This is a genomic window from Alistipes intestinihominis (assembly GCF_040095975.1).
GTDB classification, from domain to species: domain Bacteria; phylum Bacteroidota; class Bacteroidia; order Bacteroidales; family Rikenellaceae; genus Alistipes; species Alistipes senegalensis.
In genome coordinates this window covers 28,394-53,876 of sequence record NZ_JBBMFL010000003.1, presented here as the reverse complement: position 1 = coordinate 53,876, position 25,483 = coordinate 28,394, and the positions used below count along the sequence as shown (strand labels likewise).

Sequence of the window (25,483 nt, the reverse complement as noted above, 5' to 3'; positions counted from 1 at the left end):
ACAAAAATAGTCATAAGCGTCACCTCCCGGCCATCGATCCCGCGATCCGGGGGTAAAGCGGCCCGATCCGGGGGTGAACGGCCGGACGCTTTTGCCGGCTTTCCTGAAAAAAGGAAGTATCTTTGCATCACAGGATGCGTCATTCAAAATTACGGAACCATGAAAAAGAGAACTATTTTCACGCTGCTCCTGACAGGAGCCGCAGGTTTGGCGCAAGCCGCCGCCCCGACCGGACACGTACAATCCGCCACGGCCGTCAGCCGCGTACTGGGCGACGGCCGCAAGGTGGAAACCGTCGTGCTGGAGTACGACGCCCCCGTCCGCGACAAGAGCCTGACGGCCGAAAGCTATGCGGTCGAGGGCCGGGAGGTGACGCGCATTTACGCCAACACAGTCCCCGAACGGGCCAAAAAGGGGACGGACGGACGCTATGTCGTTATCGAACTGAAGACGGAAGTCGATCTGAATGCACAGCCCGAGCAGCCCACCGAAGCCGACATGGAAAAGAAGCGGGAGCGCGACCGGATGCAGGGAGGCCCCGGACTGCGGGCCGGCTGGAGCACGGGCGGCGACGACGAATATCCGGGCGACGCCACGGCGTATCAGGTTGCGGACATCAAGACGGCGAAGGGCAAGACCTATGCGGCGAGCGACGCCCCCATCAAGACCACCGAAGAGATCTGCCTGGTGGCCGACGACTTCCGGCAGGAGGAGTTCGTGAGCCCCTATACGGGTCAGACGCTGCCCTACAACATCTACCTGCCCGAAGACTACGACCCGGCGGAAAAATATCCGCTGGTGCTCTTCATCCACGACGCCGGGGCGGCGAGCGGCCCCGTCACGCAGACGCTCTACCAGGGCAACGGCGCAACCTCGTGGGCCGAGCCCGAGGCGCAGGCCCGACATAAGTGCATCGTCGTAGCTCCCGAATATCCGGTCATTACCGTTGACGACAACTGGAATTACAGCCACCACCTCGACACCACGATCGAATTGCTGAAAGACCTGCAAACGCGCTATTCCGTCGATCCCGACCGGATCTACGCCACCGGACAGTCAATGGGCTGCATGTCGTCGATCGTGATGATGCTCAAGGAGCCCGACCTCTTCGCCGGAGCGCTGCTCGTGGCCGGCAAATGGAATCCCGAACAGATGGGCCCGCTCGCCGACCAAAACATCTGGATCATTTCATGCGAGGGCGACGCATCGTCGAACACCCTGCAAAGCCGGGCCGTCGAGAAGTGGCGCGGGCAGGGCCATAGCGTCTCAGAGGCCACGTGGGACCTGACAGCCTCGCCCGAAGAGCTCTCCGCCGAAGCCGACAAGATGCGCGCCGGGGGCGACCACCTGCTTTTCACCCACCTCACGGGCGGCAGCCACCGCGCCACGTGGTTCGTGGCCTACGGCATCGAAGGAGTGCAGGAGTGGCTTTTCGAGCAGCACAAATAGCTTTCTCCGGACGATGAAAAACGCCTCTCTGTATATCGACCTCGCTTTTTGCCTCGGGTTCCTGCCGCTGATGATCTTCGCCTTTCCGGTGGAGCGGTGGTGGGGAACCTATCCCGTGTTTTTCTGCTCGTTCGTCGGCTGGCTCTATGCCACCTATTTCTCCTACAAATACTTCATCGTTCCGCGGCTGTTCCACAAAGGCAGACCGCGCATGTACGCCCTGACGGCGATTGCCGTCTCCCTGCTGGTCACGTTCCTCTTCTCGTCCTACGAAATATCGTCGCCGTTCTACCATGTCCGGCAGCAGCTGGCGGCGATTCCCGTTCCGAGCTGGGGCGCGCGGCAGAATCAGCAGGCCATCTGGCTGCATTATATCATCGTCGTGATCTTCTGCTTCGCCGTCGGCATGCTGACGGAAGCCTACCGCCAGCGGCTGGCCCGCGAGGAGGTGGAGTACGAACGCAACAAGGCCGAACTGGCGCTCTACAAGGCGCAGATCAACCCGCATTTTCTGTTCAACACGCTCAACGCACTCTACGGATTGCTCATCACCCGTTCCGACAAGACCGAAGCGACGCTGGAACGCTTCATCAACCTGACGAAATATATGTACAACAACGCCAATCGAGATTTCATACCGCTCGGCGAGGAGGTGGAGTACATCGACCAGTATATCGCCTTGCAAACCTTGCGGCTGAACGGATTCGCCGAGGTCCGCTTCGACCGCACGGTCGAGCACGACGCGATGTCAGTGCCGCCCATGCTGCTGATTACGTTCGTGGAAAATGCGTTCAAGTACGGCATTTCGTCCAACGAACCTTGCTTCGTCCGTATCCGACTCCGCCAGCAGGGCTCCACGCTCCGTTTCGAAGTGGAAAACTCCGTTTTCGGGCGGGAGTCGCAAAACTCGAAACGCATGGGCATCGCCAACTGCCGTAAACGCCTCGCGCTGCTCTATCCCGACCGGCACCGGCTGGAAACCGGCACGGATGCCGACGGTCTGTTTCGCGTCCGGCTCGAAATTCAATCCCCCGCCCTATGATCCGCTGTATCGCCATCGACGACGAACCCATCGCCCTGAGCATCGTCCGCCAGTACTGCGAACGCCGGGGCGGCATCGAGCTGGAAACTTACAGCTCGCCGCGGGCCGGCATGGCCCGCGTGAAAGAGTGGCGGCCCGACGTGGTTTTCCTCGACATCGAAATGAACGGCACGTCGGGCATCGAACTCGCCCGCGAACTGCCGCCCGCCTGCTGCCTCGTCTTCACCACCGCATACGCCCATTACGCACTCGACGGCTTCGAGGTCGATGCCGTCGATTTCCTGCACAAGCCCTATTTCTACGAACGCTTCGAGCGGGCCATGCAGAAAGCGGAAGAGTGGCTGCGGATGCACGACCTGCTGCGGATCGCGGAGTCGGCCTCCCGCAGTCTGGTTCTGAAAGCGGATTACAAGAACGTATCGGTCGCTGTCGATACGATTCTCTACATCGAATCGCTGGACAACTACGTCCGGGTACACACCATCGACGGCGCGACCGTTACGTCGAAAATCTCCCTGCGCGCCGTCGAGGAGCAGCTTCCGGACGGGGAGTTCATCCGCATCCACCGCTCGTTCGTCGTGCCCGAGAAGCGTATTGCGAAGTTCTCGAGCACCGAAGTCGTGCTGTCGAAATGCGGCAAACGGCTGCCGGTGGGCAAAACCTATTCGGAAGCGGCAATGGCCGTCTTGAGCCGGGAAAAGTGATTTTTCAGACCCTGATGCTTGGCGGGTCGAATATTTTTCGTTACTTTTGTGCCGCAAAGCAATATGTAGTGTCCGAACACGTAAGTCTAATTGGCTTTTATGTGTTCGGACACTCTTTTTTTGTCGGAACCTTTTGATAAACCCAAATAAACAACGAACATGAAATCTTGGATTGTAAAGATTTTAGGAGCCATGTCGTTGACATGCCTCCTTGCGATGTCGTCGTGCAGCAGCGACGAGCAACCGATCGTGGAGAACGGGATTCTGCCCGAGAATGTTCCCGCATCCGTTTATGAAGATTTCCGGGCCAGCTTCCCGGACGCTGCGGATGTCAGCTGGTCCGTGGCCGACGGCTATGCCGTGGCTACTTTTACACTCTCCGAGACCCGGAGCGCCACCGGCAAAACGTCCGTATGGTACGAACTGAAAGATGCGCAGAAGAAGATGCAGTGTCGGACGATTGCGTTCGAGACTCTGCCCGAAGCGGTCAGGGCCGCTTTCGCCGGAAGCGAATACGGTGCGGATGCGGAGGATGCGACGGCCGGCATGCTGACGCGTTACGCGGCCGGGACGGTGGAGACCGTTTACTTCCTGCGGGTGACGACGACGACCGACGGAGCCGAGACGGCGGAAACGACACTGTATTATACAGCCGACGGCGTTCTGGTGAAGCTGACTTCCGAGGTCGTTTACGACAGCAGCTACGGCGACATGGGTCCGAACCACCGCGACTGGCTGCCTCGGACTTCGCCCGACTATGTGGCTGAATTCGTGAGCCGCAACTATCCGCAGGCGGAATACCTCTATATCTACGAGGGCAGGGAGCTGACCAAAGTGAAAATACTCGACGGACGAAAAGCCCGCATGCTGCTGTTCGACGCCGAAGGGAACTGGCTCTCTACCCAGACGCAACTTCATACCGACGAATTGCCGGAGGCTGTGCTCGCCGCTTTCCGCTTTTCGGATTATGCCGATCGGCGGATCGACGGTGCCGAGGAATACTTCACGGCCGACGACGAGCACTACTATGTGCTGACGGTCAAGGATCGCTTCGGCAAGCAGGAGATCCGCATCGACGAGGACGGTACGTTGAGTAACCGGGGAGACCTGAATGATCCCGTGCAACCCGATGACGACGGGCAGGCCGGAAGCACCGGTTATCTTTCGAAAACGGAGATCGGGGCGTTCGTCCGGCAACGCTATCCCGAAGCGACGATCGTCGCGCTGACACACGATGACAAGGGAGCGGAAGCAGAGTTGTCCTGCCCCGGAGCCAAAATTAAGGTTCGCTTCGACTTCCGTCCGCAGGGTTATCTTTGGACGGAGAGCGAATGGGATCTGGATATCCGCGATACATCGGCCGTTCCCGCATCCGTCCGGGCGACGCTCGATGCCTCTTACGCCGATTATCGGCTCAACTTCCTCAAATATGTCGAACCGGCATCGGCCGACAACTATTACGAAGCCGGTCTGAAGTCCGTTCAGACGAAACAGACCGTCAAGGTGAAATTGGACGAACAGGGCAGCATTCTCGCCGAATATGGAAAACACTGATCGGATGAACAAAAAGAGACTCGTTTTCATTTTGGGCAACCTGACGGCTTTCGGGCCATTCATCACCGATTTCTACCTCCCGTGCCTGCCCGAACTGACCGCTTATTTCGGAGGTTCGGCCTCCCTGATCCAGCTGAGCCTGACAGCCGGCATGCTGGGGCTGGCCGCCGGACAGCTTCTCGTCGGCCCCGTTACGGACAAATACGGCCGCCGGCGCCCGCTGCTGTGGTGCCTGCTGCTTTTCGTACTGGCCACGGCGGGCTGCATGCTCTCCACCCGGATTTCGGCCTTTATCCTCTTCCGGCTGTTGCAGGGACTGACGGGAGCCGCCGGACTGGTCATCTCGAAAGCGATCATCGCCGATTCGTTCACCGGGCAGGACGTGGCCCGCTACTTCGCCGTGCTCGCCGCCGTGCAGGGCGTGGCGCCCATCGTGGCACCGGTCGTCGGGGGCGTGGCATTCAGCCTGACCTCCTGGCAGGGGACGTTCGCCGTGCTGGGAATTTGGGCCCTGGGGCTGCTCGCCGTATGCCGCCGCATGCCGGAGTCGCTGGCTGAAAAAGACCGCCTGCAAATGCCCGTCTGGAAAACCTTCCGATGCTACGTACCCGTGGTAACGAACGGCAAATATCTGGTGATGAACCTGCTGCAAAGTTTTTCGGCGGCCGCGCTGATCGCCTACATCTCCGCCTCGCCTTTCATCTTCCAGCAACATTTCGGACTGACGCCCTTGCAGTACAGCATCTGCTTCGCCGGCAATGCGCTGGGACTGGTGGTCGGCAGCAGCGTCGTGATGAAAATCCGACGTTTGGCATCGGCTACGCCGTGGTGCTCCGTCGGGTTGTTCGTCACGGGACTGCTGATGTCGGTCGCCCTGTGGCTGGAGTGGCCGTTCGTTCTCTTCGAGCTGGTTCTCGTTCCGATGCTGTTTTGCGTCGGCATGATTACGCCGGTGGGCATCACATTGGCGCTGAACTCCGTGACGGAGCACCGGGGCATCGCCTCCGCTCTGCTGGGGGCCCTGCCGTTCCTGTTCGGCGGCATCGTGGCGCCGCTCACCGGACTCGGCGATATGATCCGCTCGATGACCACGCTCGTTCTGCTCTGCTCGGTCATCTGCCTGGGGCTTTATCTCTGTTCGCGCCGGTGGGACTACTCGGCGCCGGAAAACTGACCTCCCGGCACCTCTAAAATACCCGTCCCGGGGGAAGGTCATCTGTTTCGCAACCGTAGAACGGTGCATAGCGTTCGATCGCACAAGTCCGGCCGACTTGGCGGTCGGACGTTTTTTTTGCGCCGTATCCGCCCCGCCGCGGACCGGACAAAGCGGCCGGTTATAAATTCGTTCCGGGAAAAGGGCCTGAGATAAGAGATCGAATCTCCTTCTAAGAGATATGATTTCACGGGCAAAAATAGGCAAAAAATCGTTACGATCAATATTCGGACTTATAATTTTGAAGTTCCGGTTGCAGAAATGTTCGCATTAAAGGGCGATTGTTGGCCCAAAATCGGCCTCTGGAATCATTAACAGCCGTCCGTTCAGCGCTTACAATCCGTAATCATATCTCTTAGAAGGAGATATTAAAGGTTTATTAACTCAAACTTCAGGTTTATGAGAAAATTTGTACTATTCTTCATGGCCGTTTTCGGATGTTGCGTCTGCGCTCTCGCCCAGAACGGCAAAGTTTCCGGTACGGTCACCTCAGCCGACGGCAAGCCGATCGCAGGCGCTACGGTCGTCATCGAAGGTTCCCATGTCGGCACCAGTACGAATGCGGACGGCAAATATACGCTGAATGTCCGCCCCGGCGATGTTCTGCAAGTTTCATTTATCGGCATGCAGACTCAGCGCATTCCGGTCAACGGCAAAACGACCGTCGATGTCACCATGCAGGACGATGCGATAGGACTGGACAACGTCGTCATCACGGCTTTGGGCATCACGCGGCAGGAACGCACGCTCGGCTACGCCTCGACCACGATCAAGGCAGATGAGATCGCCAAGGGACACGCCGCCGACGCCATGACCGGTCTGATCGGCAAGGTCGCCGGCATGCAAATCTCCTCGTCGGGCGGCACGGGCACCTCGCAGAAGGTCATCGTCCGCGGCTATTCGTCGCTGGCCGGCAGCAACCAGCCGCTCTATGTCATCGACGGCGTTCCCGTATCCAACTCCACGATGGGAACGCAGGATCTGAACAACTCGATCGACTTCGGCAACCAGGCGGCCGATGTCAATCCGGAGGACATCGAGTCGATCACAGTCCTGAAGGGAGCCTCGGCGACGGCGCTCTACGGCTCGCGCGCCGGCAACGGCGTAATCATCATCACCACCAAGCGGGGACGCCAGAACGAGGATGTCACCGTCACCTACGACGGCTCGTTCATGGCCAGCACCGCGCTGCGCATCCCGCAGTTGCAGAACAAGTTCGGCCAGGGGTGGTACTACGATTACGACGGCGGTCATTTCGGCAACTTCTCGCCCACGGAAAACGGCTCCTGGGGCAACATCCTCGACGGGCGCGAAAACTACTGGCGTCCGGGAGCGACGTGGAACAACGGGGCCGAGATGTCCTACAAACCTTTTTCCTATGCCAAAAATTCGCTGAAAAACTTCTACGACACGGGCTTCGAAACGAACAACACGATCACCGTGCAGGGCGGCACGGCCAACAGCGGATTCGTGGCATCCTACGGCAACACCTATTCGAACGGCATTCTTCCGGGCAACGACGACTACTTCAAGCGCAACACCTTCTCGTTCCGCGGCAACACGAAGATCAAGGGAGGTCTCGCATGGCTGAACTACGGCGTGACCTACGTCCGCAAGGATGTGCGCAACGCCATGACGGGTCAGGGGCAGAACGGTTCGACGATCTATCAGAACATTCTCCAGTATCCGGTTGACATCGACTACGGCGATCTGAAAGACTACAACAGCATCTACAACAACGCCGACAACTATTATTCGCCCTATGCCCAGAACCCCTGGTGGACGCTCGACCACAACTACTCGACCTTCCAGGACGACCGCGTATACGGCAATATCGAGGTCGGCTTCCAGCTCTACAAAGGGCTGTCGCTGATCGGACGTTTGGGCGGCGATTTCAGCAACTCGCTGGAGAAGTACTATAACGACATCTGGGTCTTCTCGCCCGGGTCGTATACGGAGACCGAGGGCGGCAGCGCCGAACAGGGCTCCTACGAGGAGATCTCGCGCAAGAGCAATCAGATCGACGCCAACGTGCTGCTCAACGCCGATTACCGCTTCGGCAGGGACTGGTCGCTCCACGCCGCAGCCGGCTGGAACCTCAACCAGCGCACGGCTTCCTACCTCGACGGCTCGCTGACGGGACTGGCCGTCGAGAACTGGCCGAGCTTCGGCAATACGAGCGGAGCCACTCCGACCTCCGCCTCGCTCTACCAGCGCCGCCGTCTGATCGGTCTTTACGGACAAGCCGATCTGGGCTGGCGCGACGGCATCTACCTGACCCTCTCGGCCCGCAACGACTGGTCGTCCACGCTTCCTATCGACAGCAATTCGTTCTTCTACTGGGGCGTCAATGCCTCGGTGGTCCTCACCGACCTGTTTCCTTCGATGCGCAGCGACGTTTTGAGTTTCCTCAAACTCCGCGGCGGTTACGGAAAAACCGGTAACGACGCGTCCCCCTATTATACGTCGGGTTACTATGTGCTGGGGAGCGCCACGGGCGGCTTCGGCGACCTCACCTTCCCGCTGAACGGCTACTCCGGCCTGCTGCGCTCCACCCGCATGCCGGCATCGGACCTCAAACCGGAAATCTCGACCGAATGGGAGATCGGCGCGGACGTACGTCTGTTCCAGAACCGCATCAACCTCGACGTCGCCTACTACAACAAGGAGACGAAGAACCAGATCATCTCGGCGACGCTGGCTCCCGAAGCGGGCTACACGACCCGCGTCCGCAACGTGGGCAAGATCCAGAACCGCGGTGTCGAACTGACGCTGGGGCTGGTTCCCGTGCGCACCAAGGACTGGGAGTGGAATTTCACCTACACGTTCTCCAAGAACAACAACGAGGTGAAGGAGCTGTGGGACGATGTCACCGAAACGACCATCTACGGCCTCACCTCCGGTCCGCAGCTGAAAGCGATCGTCGGCGAGTCGCTCGGCACCTGGACTTTCTACAAGACCGAGACCGTGCAGGACGAGTCGAGCCCCCATTACGGCAAGACGATCGTCAACGCCACGAGCGGCTATCCGGTCGTCTCCACCACCGAGACGGAGATCATCGGCCATGCCGATCCCAAATTCACGATGGGCTTCAACAACACCGTCCGCTGGAAAGACCTTTCGCTGGGATTCTCGTTCGACTGGCGCTACGGCGGCAAGATGTATTCCGCGACCAAGAGCGTCATCTACTTCAACGGCAATGCGGAAGAGACCATGTACAACATGCGCGATCCGTTCGTCGTGCCCAATGCCGTATATATGGGATCGGACGGAGAGTACCACGAAAACAACATCCCGGTCACCGCCTACTACAACATGAACTACTATTGGTATTCGAACACCAACAGCGAGCGTTACCGCGACGATCTGATCGACAAAACCTATCTGAAACTCCGCGAAGTGAACCTCACCTACCGCCTGCCCCGCAAATGGTTCGCCGGCGTGAAATGGCTGTCGGGCATCGACATATCGTTCGTGGGACGCAACCTGCTGATGTGGACGCCGTCGCAGGGGCTGGTCGATCCCGACATGACCAACTATGGCAATGACCTCGAATCGCAGTTCGGCGAGTATTACTCCGCACCCACGACCCGCACGTTCGGAGGCAGCATCAAAATCGTATTCTAACGTCTAAATTCAAGGAGACTCAATCATGAAAAAGAATATCTTCACATTGCTCGTCTTCGTTTCGTTGACTCTGAGCGGTTGCCGGGATTGGTTGGACATCAACGAAAACCCGAACTATGTCAGCAAGGCGGACAAGACGACGCTGTTACCGACCGTAGCGCTCATGACCGCCGACAAAGTGGGCTATGAACTGACGCTGACGGGCTATTTCTGGGCGCAGTACACCGTTCAGAACAGGAACACCAGCCAGTACACCACCGTCATGAACTACGACCTGAACACGCAGTCGGCCTATTTCACCAGCCCGTGGTCGTATCTCTACGTCCGCGTACTGCCTTCCGTCAGGACGATCCTCGAACAGTGCGAGGGCGAGTCGGGCGTTTCCAATTTCGTGCTCGAAGCCAAGACGATGCTGGCCTACAATCTCTATCTGCTGACCAGTCTGTACGACAAGGTCGCCTATACGGACGGCTATCTGAACCCGGAGAACACAACCCCCGGATTCGACAGCGGCGAACAGATGCAGGGCATCATCACCGGCATCCTCGAAGAGATCCGGTCCATGAACGCCGGGCAGCTCGCAGCCGACGAACAGGCCAATACGTCCGTGAAGGCGGACATGATCTTCGGAGGCGATGTCGAACAGTGGGTGAAATTCGCCAATACGCTCTACCTGCGGGTTCTGCTGCGCGATTTCGACACCAACCGCAGCAAGATCCAGTCCCTGCTGGCGGAAAACAACCTGCTCGACACGCAGGATGCGGCCTTCGACAACTTCTCCAATGAAGCCGACAAGTCGAACCCGCTCTACGAGAGCGACCGCCGCCAGCTCAATACGGATCAGAACATCCGCTGCTGCTCGGACATACTCGGCGTACTGAGCGCAACCGATTCGCGGTTGTCCTACTACTACGAGGGCGGTGCAACGGGCGTCGCCTACGGAACGACCCCGACGCCTGCCGAAGCGAACCGGCTGCAACTCGGCGCCACCGATCCGGTCTATTTCGCCACGATCGACGAGGCTTGTTTCCTCAAGGCCGAAGCGTATGCCCGCCTGAACGACGCGGCCAATGCCAAGAGTAATTACGAAGAGGCCATCCGGGCTGCCTTCGCGCGCTGCGGCTGCACGGGAGCCGACGAGCTGATCGCCGGCGACTACGCATTCACGGACGGAACGGCCGAGCAGATGGTGGAGCAGATCATCAATCACAAATGGGCCTCGAACGTACGCTGCATGCCCATCGAATCGTGGTTCGACATGAACCGCACGGGCTATCCGACGCGCGGCACGACGATCACCGCTTCGGAAGGCGTGCTGGGCGGATTCCCCTGCCGCTTCCTCTATCCCTACAATTCGACGGACTACAACCCCAACGCCCCGCAGGTCGAACCGCTGACGGCCAAGATGTGGTGGCATAAATAGCAGCGACGAAGATTAATATCAAAAATGCAAGGATTATGAACAAAATACTGAAAATGCTGTTTGCAGGCGCTCTCGTCGCAATGGGATGCGCATCCTGCGAAACCTACGACGTGGATGATCCCGACATGACGGCCGTTGCCGATCTGGACGGCCAGTGGATCTGCTTCGCCTACGAATCGTCCGCTCCGGACACCCCCGTTACCGTATTCGACATTCTGGTGACCAATACGACCGACAACGCGGCGGATGCCATGTGGATGACCATCGCCGACTGCGATTATTCGGCAAGCGGAAACCCTCGCTATCTCGACGCCCTGCAATTCAAACTGAGTTGCGACAACAGCGCGCTGACCTTCTCCTGCACTTCGGCAGAGGCCGTTCAGCCCCGGACCTGCCACAACATCTATCTCGGACAGGGCTACTACACGGCCGGATACGCCGGGGCCGTCGCCTCCCAGGGCTATACCGTAACGGTGACCGGGGGCAAGGTGACGAAAAACGGCGTGGACACCAAGACCGGTTACAAAGCCGATGCGATCGAGTTCGGTTACACGCGCACGAATCCGGACGGCTCGACGGTCAGCTATACCGTCAAAGGCATGAAAAACACCGGCTGGGAAGAGGATATGAAAGATTACAGCGATTTCATCGATGCGAACTTTTAGAACGAACTGAACATTTCTTACCATAAGCAATCAAATAAAAAGTTCAAATTTGCAGAAATGTTCATCCGGAGGGGCGCCGCGACGGTAAGCCCCTCCTCTTTTTCATGTCATGGGATATGAGCCCGTACGCAGGGAGCGGCAGCCTACGTTCCCGGCCCCGGGAATCATCGGCTCAATAAAGCCGATTTTGCGGAGCCGGGACGCTTTTTCCGCCCCGGCAATATATGAGTCGCGGTTTCACGCCATGCGGCCCTAAAAGTCCGCTCCGGCGAGCTTCGCTTCGAGCCGCCCGACAGAAGTGTCTTTGAGAAGCACCCGCTTTTCTCGATCCAGCAAATAGAGCGTCGGCATGGCTTTCAGGTCGTAAACCGCCCCGCGCACCAGCCGCTCCCCGACATCGCAGCCGTCCGTCCAACCCTCCGGGACAGCCGCATCGCGCCACGCCCCGCTGTCGCCGGCGACGTTCACCGACAGCACGGCCAGCCGCCCTTCCCCGACCATCCCGCAAACGGCCGGCGATGCCGCCAGCCGCCCTTTCACCCGCCCGCATTCGTCGCAGGAGGGATCGTAAAAGCACAGCAGCGTATATTCCGCCTTCAGATGCGACATGCGCCGTTTCACTCCGTCGCGGCCCAGAAACTCGAAATCGGCCGCCTTGTCTCCCGGGCGATTCTTCGACACCGTCTCCAGCAGACGGCGCGGCCGCAGTTTGTCGGCCTCACCGATCCGGGGATTGGCCGTCAGCGCCCGCAGCACCAGGATGTAAAGCTCCTCGTCGCACATCGGGGAGTTGGGTTCGTAAAGATACTTGTCGCCCAGCCCGATGAAACAATAGAGCGTCTCGCTCCGCACGGCCGCCCGCGAATAGAGCGTATCGACCGCCGCGGCCGCCTCGCGGGCATGGGGCAGCACGCTCAAAAAATCGACGAAAGCCTGTTCGGTGATCTCCGGACACGAAAGCAGGACCGTATCGGCGAAGTCGAAACAGTCCCAATAGTGCAGGGCCAGATAGTCCGCCCGGTCGGCCGGATCGCGCAGGGCCTCCGGCACATCGGGCAGCCGGAAAGCCCGCCGCCCGGGAGTCCCGTCCGCGCTCTCGGAATCCGCCGTGTCTGCGGCGGGCTCCGCGGTTTCGGGGCACTCCGCGGTTTCGGGGCGCTCGGCGGTGCGGATCTCCGGACATCCGGCCAGCATGCACGCTCCGCAGAGCAGCAACAGCAGCAATTTGTCGGCCCGTGTCATGGGTTCAGTCAATCAGCGGCCGCATTCACCAATGTTATATCGGGCGACTGCACCAGACGGGCCAGCGTCAGCGGATTGTTCTCGTCGATCCGGTTCCGGTAAACCGCGCCGTCCTTCGTATAGCGGAGTTCGATGCGATCGAACCACCCGGGGTCATACTCCTTGCGCAACCGCAACTCGTAGCGGCCGTCCGCCGTCACGGTCATCGACCCGATGCGGCTCCCCGTTCCCGACTGTATGAACGACACGAACGCATTGCGCGGCACGGGAATCGCCCCGGTGCCCGGATCGTAGGTGATCCGCCCCGTGACCGACTCGTTCGCCACACGGAAGGTCTTCCGGAAGAAGACGACTTTCTCCTCGTTCGACGAAAGGGTGATGTCGCCGGCGCTCACCACACAGTTCGTCTTGAACGGCAGCCGCTTGCGCTCTCCCGACTGCGAAGGCGCAGGGCTTCCGGCGGCGGCCGGCGTCGTATCGGGGATCAGCGCGTCTGCGACACCGAATTTGCGCTCCTCCTCGCGCGAGGCATCGACCGTATAAACGAAACGCCCCTCGACCTCAGGGTCCGCTTTGAGTTTATCGGGCGTCAGATTGCACTCGGCCAGCCGCGATTCGTCCACGGTCAGCATCGGCGCATCGATATAGACCTCGAACGTCTCGCCGAAAGGATCGGCCGACCGGTCGTCCGAACCCCGGAAACTGGTCACGTCGAATTCGATGTCGATGTTCGTTTCGGCCGGATTCTCATAGTTCCACGTCAATTCCGTCACCGGCTCCGCGTCGCTTCCGGAGGCATCCCCGCCCGCGCCGTCTATGCGTGCCGCAAAACGGAAGGGGTTGTAGTTGGCCAGCTCGAACGAAGTCGAACGATAACCGCGGCCGGCATAGTCCCGGGCGACATCTTTCAATGACTTCTCGCCCGAAATATTGGAGGCTATGCGGACGACCTCGGCACTCTGCGGACGGTTGGTTCGCAGGTAAATCGAATAGACGCCCGTCCCCGACTGCGGCGTATCGCCGCCCGCGCGCGGGTAAAAGAGATACATGCGGCCATTCTCCGTCCACATATCCTCGTTGACGGGCGAGAACGTGCAGTCGAACGTAACGCCGTCGGGCTCCTCTCCGTCGGGAATGTGGTCGAGATACTGCGAATAGATCAGAAACTCGTCGTCGGCCGTGGCGTTGACGAATTCGCCGTAATCGCCGCCGGACGACGTTTCCGCCGAATTATCGTGCAGATGCATGGTGAACTGGACGAAAGCGCCCTTCTTCTGCGGCACCAGCCGGTAGAAGATCTTCTCGTCGTCGGCGAAATCGTCGTCGGGTCTGGCCGTATATTCGTTCAATCCGGCGACCTCGATCACATATCGGAGGCCGGTATAGGTCACCTCCTTCTCCTGCGTGGCGAAGTATCCGGCTTCGACCGAAACCTTGGTCTTCGCTCCGGAACCGCTCTGCGGCAGGATCGTGCGGAAATACACCCGCTGCACGCCTGGCTGTACGGCCGTATAGACGAACTTGTATTCGATCGGCTCCCCCTTTTCGTCGAGGATATTCTCTCCGAAGCCATCCTCGCCGCGGCGGATCACCGGCAGCGACATACCGGCCGCCGCGCGGACATCGAGATCCTCGACGCCGATCAGCACCCGCAGCGGAAACAGCTCCGCCGGACATGTCTCCGGAACGGTGAACATCAACGTCACATGTTCGCCGTACGTGCCTCCGCTCTCTCCGGCAGAGGGTGTGCCGAACACCTGCGACGCCACCCATGCGGGCCGGAACGACTGCGTTTTGATGAGGATGATCTTGATCTTGCGCTGCAAAAGCCCCTTTTTGACCAGCAGCGTCCCTTCGAGTTTTTCGTTGCCGCCCATTTCGCGCAGCACCACGGTGAGTTCGCCGTTCCCCACGCCGTCGCTTCCGACGACGAACGAATTGCCGACATTCTGCCCCGCCACGTTGTTGCCGTCGAGCCACGTCACCGACGGTTTGTCGGCCTCCGAGACCGCCGATCCGTCGTTCCTCCGGAGCGTGTAGCGAAGCGAATACTGCCGCCCCTCGTTGCTCTGGTCCAGCACATAGCTCGTCCGATCGACTTTCAGGGTAAAGGTGCCGTCCGAAACCTCGTCGATATTGTCCCGGATCGAGATCCAGACGTTGTTCGTCGCGGCGGCATCGAGCGCTTCGCCGAACGAACGCTGCCCGTAGGAAAGTTCGCCCTCGATATGGAGAATGTAATGGTGGTTGCGGCGGATGAGCAGCTGTTCGCCCTGCGCATCGATCAGCATCACGCGGTAATAAAGGTCGTCGGCCTCGGTTTCACCGGGGCGGTGTCCGCGCAGGATCACGCTGACGGGTTTGTCGGCCGTATTCTCGCACTCGAAGACATATTGCCGCATGTCGGTCGTCACGTCGAGGATGTCGCTCATCACCGACGTATTTTTCGGCAGCGTCACGAAAGGCTCCGTCCCCGGCCATACGAATCCCTGCTCGGGGTGATAGGGCGCCACGGTGCCGAACGCGCTGGTATTGCAGACGACGAACCCGGTCACGTCCAGACTGCCGTTGCCCGCGGGGTTGTCCACCGAGATCAGCGCATGGTTGCGGACGAGCTCTATCCCGCCCTGCGCTTTCAGCTGCTCGGCGACGGAGCGCGGATCGTCCTCGGCACAGGCGAAACGGGCCCAGTAGATCATCATGCCCGAGGAGCCTTCGAGCGCGGCCATCACCTGCGCCTCCGACTTGTTGTAGAAATCGCGTTCCTGAAATCCCAGCATGTTCTGGTTGCCCAGGAAATGGATCAGGCGCGTATTCTGCGGCACGCGGGCCGTGAACGTGCCTTCATGCAGGTCGTCCGATGTCGGCGCCAGCGTCGCCTGCGTCGTTGCGACGAAAAGTCCGTAGCTGTCGAAACAGAAGAGCGTCATGTTCTGCACGCCCGTGCCGTCGGGATCGACCGAGCGGGTGGCGACCACGGGCATCGGCGGAATATCGGCGTCGAAACGGATTTCGATGCAGCCGTCGTCCGGAACCTCCGCGCCGGGCAGGCCGTCGTGCGTGCAGGAGGTGCATGCGGCCAGCACGAACGACGACACGGCCGCAGCGTATATGATTCCTTTCATCATGTCAGTTGACTTTTATGATTCCTATTCGATGTCATACGCATCGTGAATGCAGCGGATGTTAGCGGAACCGCTTTCCGGCAGATTTTCCCAGTCAGCCCGGGCCACCCGGCCGCTCGCCGACCAATAATAATCGCCGGACATCACTTCGTCCATAGCTGCGGAAGAGTTCTGGAATCTGAGGATGATCCCCACCTCGTAGTGCGTCGGCAGACGCCAGTCGGTCAGTCTCCTCGTGACCTCCTTCCCCGATGCGTCCCTGGTCTTATAGACCTCGACATACTGTTTGCAATGCTCTTCGGCGGTCGCTCTCGCACTGGTCGCAGAGGTAGTTCCCAGCTGCGAAGCAATCAGGAACGAGGGAGATACGATCACCGAATTCTCGGAGCTCCGGTCCGTATTGCCCTCGTCATTCAGCCGCGGACGCCCCAGCGTATATTCGCCCGACGAAGCCGTGATCCGGACATGGTACATGCGGAAATTATCGTTGTTATCGACATTGTCGAACGTCCGGCGATAGGTGTAGGAAGGATTCCACCATCCCGACCTGTTTTGCTCCCAGGCATAGCGGCTGATTCCTCCGCTGTTATCGACGGCTTTCGATTTGAAAAGGCTGTTGGAAGTCGTCCGCTTCTCGGATGAGAACTGCTGCGAATCGTAGGACTGCCCCTCCACCTCCTCCGCCGGAATGCCGTCCAGATACTCCCAGTTCGTCCTGCCGCCGTTGAAATCGTCGCGGTACGAATACCAGCCGTGGATATTGGTGATGTATTCCAGCGGATACTGGACGATGACGATCTCGCGCGGCTGGGAGCCGTCCTCGTTTTCCACTTTCAATTTGACATAGCGCGGCGCATTGTTCGTCGGCACCGGGCTGTGCACTTTGATATGCCCGGACAGCCCCTCGTCCGGAGTCGCCGTGATTCCGGCGCTGCCGACATCGACGGACTGCCGGTCGTCGTTCTTGTCGAAATACCAGGCTTCGACAGGCGTCACGGTCACCTTCGACGACGATGCGAATTCGAGCGTCGTATCATCGTCGGCCATGTTGTGCATCTCCATCGAATCGGTATTCACCATCAGGTAGTGCGGACGTTCGGTTTCGCCGCCGATGCCGATCGTCTGCTCCTCCCAATCCCGGACCGAATAGCGGATCGGGCCCAGCTCGACCGGTTCCGACGCATCGGTGGCCCCCGCGGCATTCACCTCGACGGTCACCTCGTAGCAGCGGTTGCGTTCGAGCCGTTTCACCGACGGACGGCAGATCGGAATCTGGTAGTAGCTGTTCGCATGGAAATTGTCATCCTCCCTATCGGGATTGTACCCGGGCTCTCCCTCCCTGCCGTGGTACCACATCGGCAGGTTGACGACCAGACGGGGTTCCCAGTCGAGGGCGCTCCGGCCGTCCCAGTCGTGGCTGTAAGCATAGGCCGTGACGCGCACCTCCCCGATGAAGCTCTTGTCGTCGTCGATGCCCCACTGGAAATAGCCGGCGCTGTTCTTGCCGGGCGTAGCCACCTCGGCATTCTGCTGCGCTTCGGCGACGAGCGAGGTCGAGATCGGCATGTTGCGCAGGTAGTAGCCGCAGCCGTGTCCCGCCGCGGCCTCATAGTCGTCGAACGTGATGCTCGCGCCCTTCCTGATGCGCACCACGATCTTGGCGGCGGCCCGCCGCAGCGTCACCATCAGTTCGGTGTCGTTCGAACGGACTCCGTCGTACAGCTTCACGGGCGCCGGCGCCGCGGGTTCGGCCGAAGCGCCCTTCGGATAGGCGATGCCGTCCATCAGAAACGCTTTGGGGGCATTCTGCACCTCCGGGAGCCCCGTCATGTGGATGTTCGCATCCCGCTGCGTCATCGTCTGCAACCCCTCGCGCGTAGTCAGCGCCTCGAAATCCGCTTCGGGGTGCGACGTGTTGGCGATCAGGTAGACCCAGTAGTCCGCATTCGCCTCGAAATCGGTCCGCCTGGCCCGGAGCGTCACCACGCCCTGACTCACGCCGCCGGCCGAAACCCGCTCGTAGTGCCGTTTCACGCCCGCCGCATCGAATATCAGCACGTCGAGCCGATCGACGCGCGACTCGACGGCGGTGGATTCGGCGCGCGTCATCCGTTCGATCCCCGAAACGCCGAGGCGGATGCTGTCGCCGCCCGCCGCATCCGCCGGATCGTCGTCCTGCACGCAGGCCGCGAGGCCGCACGCCGCGCAGCAGAAGATCGCCCAATAGGATAAAATACGTTTCATCGTCGTTGAATTGTTTAGTCCCGGGTATCCGGTTCGCTACCCGGTCAATTAGCAACTTGTTTGATCTCGATCAATTCGGGGACCTGCCGGCCGTCGGAGTGGCAAGGCCATTTGATGTCGCCGTCCGAGCCGTTGATAAGCAGGAAACTGCCCGTGCCCATGCCCTCCCATGTCGGCGTGTAGGCGATCCCCAGCCGGATGATTCGGCCCACATAGGCGGGATCGTCGTTCAGCGCGCGCACGACGATCCGGTAGAACTCGTCCGACGCCTCCGGAATATCCGTCTTCCGGCCGGCGGCGTCATAGACCGTCACCGAATAGTCGGCCGCCGAGACATCGAGCAGCGTCGCCGTCCAGACCTGCCCCGAAGGGGCCGACAGCTGGAAAAAGAACGAACAGCTCCCCTGCGCCTCAAGCGCCCCCTCGACGAACGTGTCGTCATCCGAAGGGTCGTAATCGGGATTATAGAAGATCGTCGGGGCCTCTGCGGGCACCGTCGAGGCGGTCGGTTCGGCCGAAAGCGGATTGGTGTAGGAGGGGTAATCGAAGATCAGGTCGTCCCACGAATCGCCCTCCTCCCAGTCGGCCACCATGTACTCCACGGTGAATTTGCCCGTGTTGCTGATCAGGCAGCACACCGTATAGTAGCGGTTGCGCTCCATCGCCGGCAGGAAGATCAGCCCCGTGCGGCTCTCGCCCCCGAACTCGTAGTCGATCTTCAGCACATTGCCCTGTTCGTCGCCCGGGATGTCCCAGCTTCCGCCGTTGCCCCACGGGTTCTCGAAGGGGTAGAACGGCGTGTCGAGCACCGGCGTGTAGTTGGCCGGATTCCGGCGGGCCTCCTCCTCGGTCGCGGTCGCGGGAACCGTCAGTTCGCCGACCGCCGCCGTGACCGGGTCCAGTTCCAAGGGCGCCGACATCGACTGCACCTGCTCCAGCACCGCACGATCCTGCGGCATCAGGTAGTTGTGCATGCGCGTGCCCTGCTCCAGCATCGTCAGTCCGGTGATGCGCAGTTCGGCCGCCTCGCCCGGACGCTTGGCGGCGAAAACCCCCAGCTTCGCCACGGGCCGCCGGAGTTCGAATTCGAGCTTCTGCGCCAGCAGCGTATGGCCTTCGTGCCCCGGTTCGGCGGGAGGATTGTTCGGGTCGTCCGTGGCAACGTCGATCGTCTCCGTCGTCATGCAGTACATCGGCAGCCCCTTCGAAAGGTCGAGCTGCGTGAAGCGGAACTGCCTGAGCTGCGCGGGAGTCGTCGTCTCCGACAGGCCGCCGCTGACGCCGAGGGTCACCATCGCCGCCTCGTTGGCCACGACATAGAAATCCACCTTCTGACCGGATGTCGATTTCAGGGTCATATCCATCAGGAACGCAGCGGATGCCTCAAGGCCGCCGTCGCTGTAATAATAACCGACGCGCTCGTCGCCGATGAAGGCATAGACGCGAAGCGTGTGCAGAGCCGCCTCCGCGTCCGTCGGCGTTCCGTCCGCCGCATCGACGCTGCGGGTGCCGACCTTCATCAGCACCGAGACTCTCTTTTTCCCGGCAGAATCGGAGTCCGCGTCCTCTTTTCCGCAGCCGGACACCGCCCCGCCGCAACAGGCGGCGACGAACGCCGCAAGCAACAGATATCTGACTTTACGCATGGTCGTAATCGCTTAAAATTCGGGTTTCACCTCCTGAACGAACCAGTCCGGCACCGAAACCTCGACACCCGCCGAGGTGAATTCGATGCGGATCGGAATCAGCACCTCCTGTTTCGAACAATCTATGGCCGGATGCTCGGCCAGGAACTCCGCGAGATTGACCTCGACGAAAGTGCTTTCGCCCGAAGCGGTGCGCAGGCAGACGCTCACCGCCTCGTGATTCGTATGCCGCATGATATTGGTCTCGGAGGTCAACAGCATCTTGTCGGCATCGTACCTGGTTTCGAGCGTATAGTCGGCCGCCTCTCCGCATACGCGGTTCTCAAAGTCGGTGCAAGGCGCGACACCGCAGATTTCGAGCTTCGGCAGCAGGCCGGCTCTGACATCGGACCGGGGAATGCCGGCCACTTCGACCGACAGATCGTAGTGGGAGCAGACGAAGGGCACGAGGGTGGTCCGATCCCCCTCTTTTCCGGTGAATCCGGTCACCGTGACAGGCACCGACGCATAGTAGAGCGAGTCGTTGCCCGACGCAGCGCCCGTGTCCACATAATCCGCGTCGGCGAAGCGGATCGCATCGAAACTTCCGGCCGAAAGATTCACGGTCTTCGTGTGGTGCGTGTTGCCCAGACACACCACCCGGTAATCGCCGGGCGCGAGGGGCGGCAGCTCCGCGGTGCGGGCCGCGACCTGGCCGGCGGGAACGACGAAATCGGCCACGCAGCTGTTCATCGCATCGAAAACATACATCTCGACCCGGCAGATCTTATCGCCGAATATCTCGGTCTTCCCGTCCCCCAGGTAGCTCAGCACCAGTTCGTGCGCATTGCGGCACTGGCTCATGTCCTCCCGGATACACGACGCAGCCGCCCCTGCGAGCAACAGGCCCAAAGCGAAAATTCTGAATCTCATAGTCCGTATGTTTTTCGTCCGTAAAAAGTACGGGGGAGGAGGCGGAGCGGCCCCGGCCCTCCCCCGTGAAAATGCCGATGGAAAAATCTCAGAGCTGGGCGATGACCGGTACGACATCCCAGGCAACGACATCCACGCTGACCTCGACGCATTTCTGCGGATTCGCCAGATCGCCGTCGTCGAATTCGAATTTCACCTGATAGATCTTGGCAACGTCGGAGGTCACGGCAGGCGAGAAACCCTTCGTAGCCAGATAGAGCGCGGCCTTGTCGCCGTTGGCCTTCGTCCCGGTCAGCTTCACCACGAGCTGCGGATGGTCGTCTCCGGCGATTTTGGCAGCGTCGGGGAAGAAATGGTAGGCCGGACGTTTGGCGGCAGCCCCGTACGCCATCTTGTAGCCCGCCGCCTCGTCCAGATTGACTGCCGGCAGGTTCGTGCCGTCCAGCTTATCGTTCGTCCAGTCGCTCGCGGCATTTGCGAAGAATCCGAACACCGAACCGGCGTCGATCGTCGTATTCGTCTTAGCCCCCGAAACGGCGCCCGTCACGAACTCGGCCTGGCCGTAGTAGTTGTTCAGCACGATCTGCTCGACCTGAATGCTCTCGTAAAGACGCTCTTTCTCCGCCTGCGTGGCATCGTCCACCTCGGCCTTGTACTCGAAGCCGACCACCTCGATACGTGCGACGCGGGGTTCGAGCACCATCGCAGCCTTGTAAAGCGGGTGTCCGGCGGAGTCCTCGCCCACGACCGTAGTCAGCTCCACTTCGTCGTACAGGGCGAGATTCGCATCGTCCTGCTCGGCAGCGACCGTCAGCGTACGTTTCAGGTCGTCGGTGCTCCCGGCGGAAGCCAGGGCCGTCTTCAAATCTTCGGAAAGATTGCCCACGACGATCACCTTGGTCACCTCGGCGGGCAGGAAATGGAACACTTTGTTCTCGTCTTTGAAATCGGCGACCGCGAAATAGTGCTCCGCATCCGTGTTCTGCAACGTCTTGCCTTTCACCAGCGTCCCGTCGCTCTCGGCGAAGAACACCTGGAAATCGTTGAGCGTCACTTTGCTGTCGCCGGCCACGGGATCATCGGCAGCGCGGGTTCCGGGCACGACATTGGACAAAGTAAGGGTCACGCTTTTCGGCGACTTGTCGCCGTCCGCGCCGTTCTCCCCCTTATCGCAGGCCGCGAACGACACCGCCGCCATAAGGGTCAGAGCCAGATAGTTTTTGATTTTCATAATACGAATGGAATTAATGAATGTGAATATTGAAATGTCCGTTATCTCCGATTTCCGGTCGCGGATCACAGCTGGTCGATGACCAGCCGGAGCTGTTCCAGATTGTGACGCGCCTCGTCCGACCCCTGCCCCGCGGCGCGCCGGAACGCCTCCTCGGCCTTCCGCACCTCGCCGCTGCGGGCGTAGGCCACGCCGAGCGTATTGAGCAGCGAGGGGTGTTTCTCCGACAAGCCGCACTCCTCCAGCATGCCTATCGCAGCGGCGGCATCGCCCCGCCCGAGCGCCGCGAGCGCCCGGTCGTTCAGCACGGCCGGCCGATCGGGGTAGCAGCGTGCGGCGGTTTCCATCGCCCGCTCGTACCCGGCCGATCCCTTTTCATAGGACCCGGCGACCTTGTACATCTCCTCCAGACTCAGCAGGTCGGGCCGCTCGCCGATCATCCGCCGCGCCTCTTCCAGATCGAAATTGCGCACGTTGTATTCGATCCTGTACTCGTTGCGCCGCAGCGGGGGATAGACCTCGTTCAACAGCCGCCGGTAGATCGCCGGGGGCTCCAGCCGGCGGAATGCCAGCTCGCAATAGTCCCGGTTGCCGGGGTATTTCGCAATCAGTTCGCGGATGCGGTCGAGCCCCAGCAGCTGCGGATAGTCGTCCAATGCCTCGACGAACCCGTCCCAGTCCTCGCCGCGCCATTCGACATGCAGCAGTTCGGGGGCGATGCCGTCGTGACGACGGATATACCCGGCGAGCGCCTTGGCGCGGTTCTCCGAAAGCACGAGGTTATGCGCCTCCGACCCCTCGGGCGAGGCATAACCGGTGATGTAGATTCCCGTGATCTCCACGTCGCCGTTTCGCTTCACGAGCAGGATCGAGTTCGACACCGTGTCCAGCTCGGCCCGGTTGTTCCTGAACTCCGGCAGGATCGTATAGCTGTCCTGGCGGAATTGCAGCCGGGCGGTACGGGTTTCGGCACGGGCTTTCACCGGTTCGGGCTCGGGAAGAATCGCCGCGAAGCGGTATTCGGGCACGAATCCGGGCAATACGTCCGACATGAGCTCCTGCTCCGACTCGCCGGAAGCGCAGTTCACGCATCCGTGAACCTCCTCGCGCAGCTCCACCCGTCCGTCGAGCATCCACCGCTCGTAAGGCAGCGCGGCCGCATAGTCGTAGGTCTGCTCCGTGCCGTTCCTGCGGCGGATGACGACCTCCGCCCACCCGTCATGGCAGGGCGGCAGCTCCACGCTCTTCAGACGCTGTGCGCGCAGGTAGACCTTGCTGCGCGTGCCGCCGTCCACCACGACCGGCGGAAACGCCGCCTCGCGCCGTCCGTCGCGGGAGACCAGCACAGGGGTCAGCGACACCGTATGCTGGGTCCGGATACGCGCACCGCTCAGATCGACGACCATCGTCAGCTCCACGCTGCGTCCGTTCTTCCGCACCTCCTGATCCTTCATCCCGATCACCGGAAGATAGCTCACCGTCTTTCCGGTTTTTCCGGCATACGCCCGGACCGGGCCGTATGCCAGCACAACCAACAATATGTAAAAGATATGCTTCATCGCGTCGTCCCTCCTAATCTATGATGTATATGATGGAAATGCCGGCTTTCGTCGGTCCGAAATAATGCCGGTCGCCCGTCCCGCGGAATTTGCCGCAGGTCGCACATTCGTAGCGGTCGTAATTCGTATAGACGTATCCCGCACCGACGGTCGCCTCCAGATTCCAGCGCCGGCCCAGCAGCCACGAGTAACCGTAAGAGATGCCCAGTCCGGTCGCCCAGCCCTGGTAGCGGTGGTCCTTCACGGACTTTTTCAGGAAAGGGATGCGCACACCGCTGATATTGTATTCGCCGTAGCCGGAGTGCAGGCCGAAAAAATGGCCGTTGAAGCGTTCGCAGAGCCAATAGCGGAACTCCGGCATCACCGACCAGAATTTGAGTTTCCGGTTCTCGTCCCTGTCGAGCGTCCAGGGATTGTAATCGCCGGTCAGTTCGAGCGAGGTCCGCTTGCCCAGGCCGGCTTCGAGGCCCGCATTGAGCGTTCCGGCCGTCGCCCAATGCAGCGCATTGGTCTTGACTCCGAACCGCTGCGCAGCAGCCGGACCTGCCGAACAGCACGATAGAAACAATAGGATAAGAAGTTTCCTCATAGATGAATTTATTTGCATCATACGACAACAGACGACACCTTTCCGCCCGGTAACGCCGGGAAAAGACAAACCAGCCGAATGCCACAAAACGCGCCGGACGAACAGATCATGTCCGACAGTCTTTTCGGAAAAGACTGTCGGATGCAGGGGCTCCGATATATACTACTAAGAATCAAATTATTAAGCGATACATTCCGCAAGGAATCGCTTAATCATTGCGAATATTGTCACACGGGATGAAACCATAAATACAAAATGCTATAATTCAGCGAAATAGAAGTCAGACCAAAAAGGATAACGATGAAACAGCCATCAAACGCGGCCCACGACGCATGCGAAGCGCTCCGCACGGTCAACTGCCCTGTCGGTTGCGCGGAATGCTCCTATGACAACGACCGTTTTTCCGCCAGGTTTTCGAAGACGAGGCTCCAAGAGCGCCATTGGCTGCCCGGCGCAGCCCATCGTTCGCATCGGATTTTGTTTCTGCTTTCGGGGCATATCCACGTCTGCATGGACAGCCGCGACAACCATTACCTTTCCGGGGGCCAGTGCATATTCCTCGCAAAAAGCAGGACTGCGACGGTAATGGCACAAACCGAGAGCGAGGTCATCGCCCTCGACTTCAATAACCGGATCATATTTTGCCACAACGACATTCTGGCCCACGTTGCCGTGAAGAGCGGCGGCATGGAGTCGTTCTCTCCCGTGCTGGAGATCGTCCCGGAGCTGCTGTCGTTTCTTCGCGGGCTGGAACCGGCATTCGACCCGCACCGGCTGCACATTCCCTGCTATCACATCGTCAAGGAACATGAACTGTACCTGATGATGATATGTCTATACGGCGACAAACGTCTGGGCTGTTTCTTCCGCGATGTCCTGAAACCCAAAGACGATTTCACGCTCTTCGTCCTGAGTTCCTACCGCCAGGCCAAAACCGTCGAGGACATGGCGGCAATGGGACACATGAGCGGAAGGACCTTTACCCGCAAGTTCCGGGAGGCATTCCACGAGTCCTATCACAAATGGAGGATGAAACAAAAAGCCTCGGAAATAGAACAGGCGGTCCGCAACGGAATCACAAGCAACGAAGAGCTGATGCACATATTCGACTTCAGCAGTTATCTTGCTTTTTACCGATTCTGCCAGCGCCACCTGAATTGCACGCCCGCCGAATTAAGAACGAAGCACATCTCTGACCGATAACGGGTTAGAAATGCGCTTTTGGCATAAACGGGATATAAGAATGTCCGATTCCGGT

17 protein-coding genes are annotated in these 25,483 nt (G+C 60.0%); 9 read left to right on the top strand and 8 right to left on the bottom strand.

Translation table 11 applies throughout. The annotated features are described in order from the left end of the window. Positions 1–159: 159 nt before the first annotated feature. The 8 genes from WMO46_RS03380 to WMO46_RS03345 all read left to right on the top strand — a co-directional run bounded on the left by WMO46_RS03380 (position 160) and on the right by WMO46_RS03345 (position 11,677). Positions 160–1,449 carry an alpha/beta hydrolase-fold protein gene (locus WMO46_RS03380; RefSeq protein WP_349093789.1) on the top strand — a complete coding sequence of 430 codons (1,290 nt, stop codon included), beginning with the start codon at positions 160–162 and terminating at the stop codon, positions 1,447–1,449. A 13-nt stretch (positions 1,450–1,462) separates the two neighbouring features. After that, positions 1,463–2,491: a sensor histidine kinase gene (locus WMO46_RS03375; protein ID WP_195496928.1), complete on the top strand. Its 1,029-nt coding sequence runs from the start codon at positions 1,463–1,465 to the stop codon at positions 2,489–2,491. Continuing rightward, complete coding sequence (locus WMO46_RS03370; RefSeq protein WP_129651534.1) at positions 2,488–3,195, top strand: LytR/AlgR family response regulator transcription factor; 708 nt, start codon at positions 2,488–2,490, stop codon at positions 3,193–3,195. The genes WMO46_RS03375 and WMO46_RS03370 overlap by 4 nt, the downstream gene beginning before the upstream one ends. A gap of 159 nt (positions 3,196–3,354) precedes the next feature. Beyond that, entirely contained in the window at positions 3,355–4,749 is a 1,395-nt protein-coding gene (locus tag WMO46_RS03365; protein ID WP_129651533.1) for a PepSY-like domain-containing protein, read from the top strand. A gap of 4 nt (positions 4,750–4,753) precedes the next feature. Beyond that, positions 4,754–5,923 (top strand): multidrug effflux MFS transporter, encoded by a 1,170-nt coding sequence (locus WMO46_RS03360; RefSeq protein ID WP_276762406.1) that lies wholly within the window; start codon positions 4,754–4,756, stop codon positions 5,921–5,923. A 438-nt stretch (positions 5,924–6,361) separates the two neighbouring features. Next, on the top strand, positions 6,362–9,589 hold the full coding sequence (locus tag WMO46_RS03355) for a SusC/RagA family TonB-linked outer membrane protein (RefSeq protein WP_349093788.1): 3,228 nt from the start codon (positions 6,362–6,364) through the stop codon (positions 9,587–9,589). Between the two features lie 25 nt (positions 9,590–9,614). Continuing rightward, positions 9,615–11,012: a SusD/RagB family nutrient-binding outer membrane lipoprotein gene (locus tag WMO46_RS03350; protein ID WP_349093787.1), complete on the top strand. Its 1,398-nt coding sequence runs from the start codon at positions 9,615–9,617 to the stop codon at positions 11,010–11,012. A 35-nt stretch (positions 11,013–11,047) separates the two neighbouring features. Beyond that, entirely contained in the window at positions 11,048–11,677 is a 630-nt protein-coding gene (locus tag WMO46_RS03345) for a lipid-binding protein (protein ID WP_052308452.1), read from the top strand. Between the two features lie 252 nt (positions 11,678–11,929). Here WMO46_RS03345 and WMO46_RS03340 read toward each other — a convergent pair whose 3' ends face one another. The 8 genes from WMO46_RS03340 to WMO46_RS03305 form a co-directional block, all read right to left on the bottom strand. Continuing rightward, a complete protein-coding gene (locus tag WMO46_RS03340; protein ID WP_349093786.1) occupies positions 11,930–12,919 on the bottom strand; it encodes a DUF5106 domain-containing protein in 990 nt (329 codons plus the stop codon). A gap of 8 nt (positions 12,920–12,927) precedes the next feature. Further along, positions 12,928–16,044: a hypothetical protein gene (locus WMO46_RS03335; protein WP_349093785.1), complete on the bottom strand. Its 3,117-nt coding sequence runs from the start codon at positions 16,042–16,044 to the stop codon at positions 12,928–12,930. 24 nt (positions 16,045–16,068) lie between these two features. Next, the gene (gene fimD, locus WMO46_RS03330; protein WP_349093784.1) at positions 16,069–18,288 is read right to left on the bottom strand and encodes a fimbrial tip adhesin FimD; all 2,220 of its coding nucleotides are present in this window, start codon (positions 18,286–18,288) and stop codon (positions 16,069–16,071) included. 44 nt (positions 18,289–18,332) lie between these two features. Further along, positions 18,333–19,934: a fimbrial protein gene (locus WMO46_RS03325; protein WP_276715225.1), complete on the bottom strand. Its 1,602-nt coding sequence runs from the start codon at positions 19,932–19,934 to the stop codon at positions 18,333–18,335. Between the two features lie 12 nt (positions 19,935–19,946). Continuing rightward, positions 19,947–20,846 carry a FimB/Mfa2 family fimbrial subunit gene (locus tag WMO46_RS03320; RefSeq protein ID WP_044118768.1) on the bottom strand — a complete coding sequence of 300 codons (900 nt, stop codon included), beginning with the start codon at positions 20,844–20,846 and terminating at the stop codon, positions 19,947–19,949. Positions 20,847–20,934: 88 nt separating this feature from the next. Beyond that, positions 20,935–22,077: a hypothetical protein gene (locus tag WMO46_RS03315; protein WP_129651523.1), complete on the bottom strand. Its 1,143-nt coding sequence runs from the start codon at positions 22,075–22,077 to the stop codon at positions 20,935–20,937. A 65-nt stretch (positions 22,078–22,142) separates the two neighbouring features. After that, positions 22,143–23,636: a DUF3868 domain-containing protein gene (locus WMO46_RS03310; protein ID WP_349093783.1), complete on the bottom strand. Its 1,494-nt coding sequence runs from the start codon at positions 23,634–23,636 to the stop codon at positions 22,143–22,145. 13 nt (positions 23,637–23,649) lie between these two features. Next, the gene (locus WMO46_RS03305) at positions 23,650–24,225 is read right to left on the bottom strand and encodes a DUF3575 domain-containing protein (protein ID WP_026076683.1); all 576 of its coding nucleotides are present in this window, start codon (positions 24,223–24,225) and stop codon (positions 23,650–23,652) included. A 300-nt stretch (positions 24,226–24,525) separates the two neighbouring features. Between WMO46_RS03305 and WMO46_RS03300 the strand changes: the two genes are divergently transcribed. Continuing rightward, entirely contained in the window at positions 24,526–25,428 is a 903-nt protein-coding gene (locus tag WMO46_RS03300) for a helix-turn-helix domain-containing protein (protein ID WP_083871115.1), read from the top strand. Positions 25,429–25,483 lie beyond the last annotated feature (55 nt).

Excerpts from the sequence above, each read along its gene's own strand:
- WMO46_RS03380 (WP_349093789.1), top strand. The coding sequence starts at position 160 with ATGAAAAAGAGAACTATTTTCACGCTGCTCCTGACAGGAGCCGCAGGT.
- WMO46_RS03375 (WP_195496928.1), top strand. The coding sequence starts at position 1,463 with ATGAAAAACGCCTCTCTGTATATCGACCTCGCTTTTTGCCTCGGGTTC.
- WMO46_RS03370 (WP_129651534.1), top strand. The coding sequence starts at position 2,488 with ATGATCCGCTGTATCGCCATCGACGACGAACCCATCGCCCTGAGCATC.
- WMO46_RS03365 (WP_129651533.1), top strand. The coding sequence starts at position 3,355 with ATGAAATCTTGGATTGTAAAGATTTTAGGAGCCATGTCGTTGACATGC.
- WMO46_RS03360 (WP_276762406.1), top strand. The coding sequence starts at position 4,754 with ATGAACAAAAAGAGACTCGTTTTCATTTTGGGCAACCTGACGGCTTTC.
- WMO46_RS03355 (WP_349093788.1), top strand. The coding sequence starts at position 6,362 with ATGAGAAAATTTGTACTATTCTTCATGGCCGTTTTCGGATGTTGCGTC.
- WMO46_RS03350 (WP_349093787.1), top strand. The coding sequence starts at position 9,615 with ATGAAAAAGAATATCTTCACATTGCTCGTCTTCGTTTCGTTGACTCTG.
- WMO46_RS03345 (WP_052308452.1), top strand. The coding sequence starts at position 11,048 with ATGAACAAAATACTGAAAATGCTGTTTGCAGGCGCTCTCGTCGCAATG.
- WMO46_RS03340 (WP_349093786.1), bottom strand. The coding sequence starts at position 12,919 with ATGACACGGGCCGACAAATTGCTGCTGTTGCTGCTCTGCGGAGCGTGC.
- WMO46_RS03335 (WP_349093785.1), bottom strand. The coding sequence starts at position 16,044 with ATGAAAGGAATCATATACGCTGCGGCCGTGTCGTCGTTCGTGCTGGCC.
- fimD (WP_349093784.1), bottom strand. The coding sequence starts at position 18,288 with ATGAAACGTATTTTATCCTATTGGGCGATCTTCTGCTGCGCGGCGTGC.
- WMO46_RS03325 (WP_276715225.1), bottom strand. The coding sequence starts at position 19,934 with ATGCGTAAAGTCAGATATCTGTTGCTTGCGGCGTTCGTCGCCGCCTGT.
- WMO46_RS03320 (WP_044118768.1), bottom strand. The coding sequence starts at position 20,846 with ATGAGATTCAGAATTTTCGCTTTGGGCCTGTTGCTCGCAGGGGCGGCT.
- WMO46_RS03315 (WP_129651523.1), bottom strand. The coding sequence starts at position 22,077 with ATGAAAATCAAAAACTATCTGGCTCTGACCCTTATGGCGGCGGTGTCG.
- WMO46_RS03310 (WP_349093783.1), bottom strand. The coding sequence starts at position 23,636 with ATGAAGCATATCTTTTACATATTGTTGGTTGTGCTGGCATACGGCCCG.
- WMO46_RS03305 (WP_026076683.1), bottom strand. The coding sequence starts at position 24,225 with ATGAGGAAACTTCTTATCCTATTGTTTCTATCGTGCTGTTCGGCAGGT.
- WMO46_RS03300 (WP_083871115.1), top strand. The coding sequence starts at position 24,526 with ATGAAACAGCCATCAAACGCGGCCCACGACGCATGCGAAGCGCTCCGC.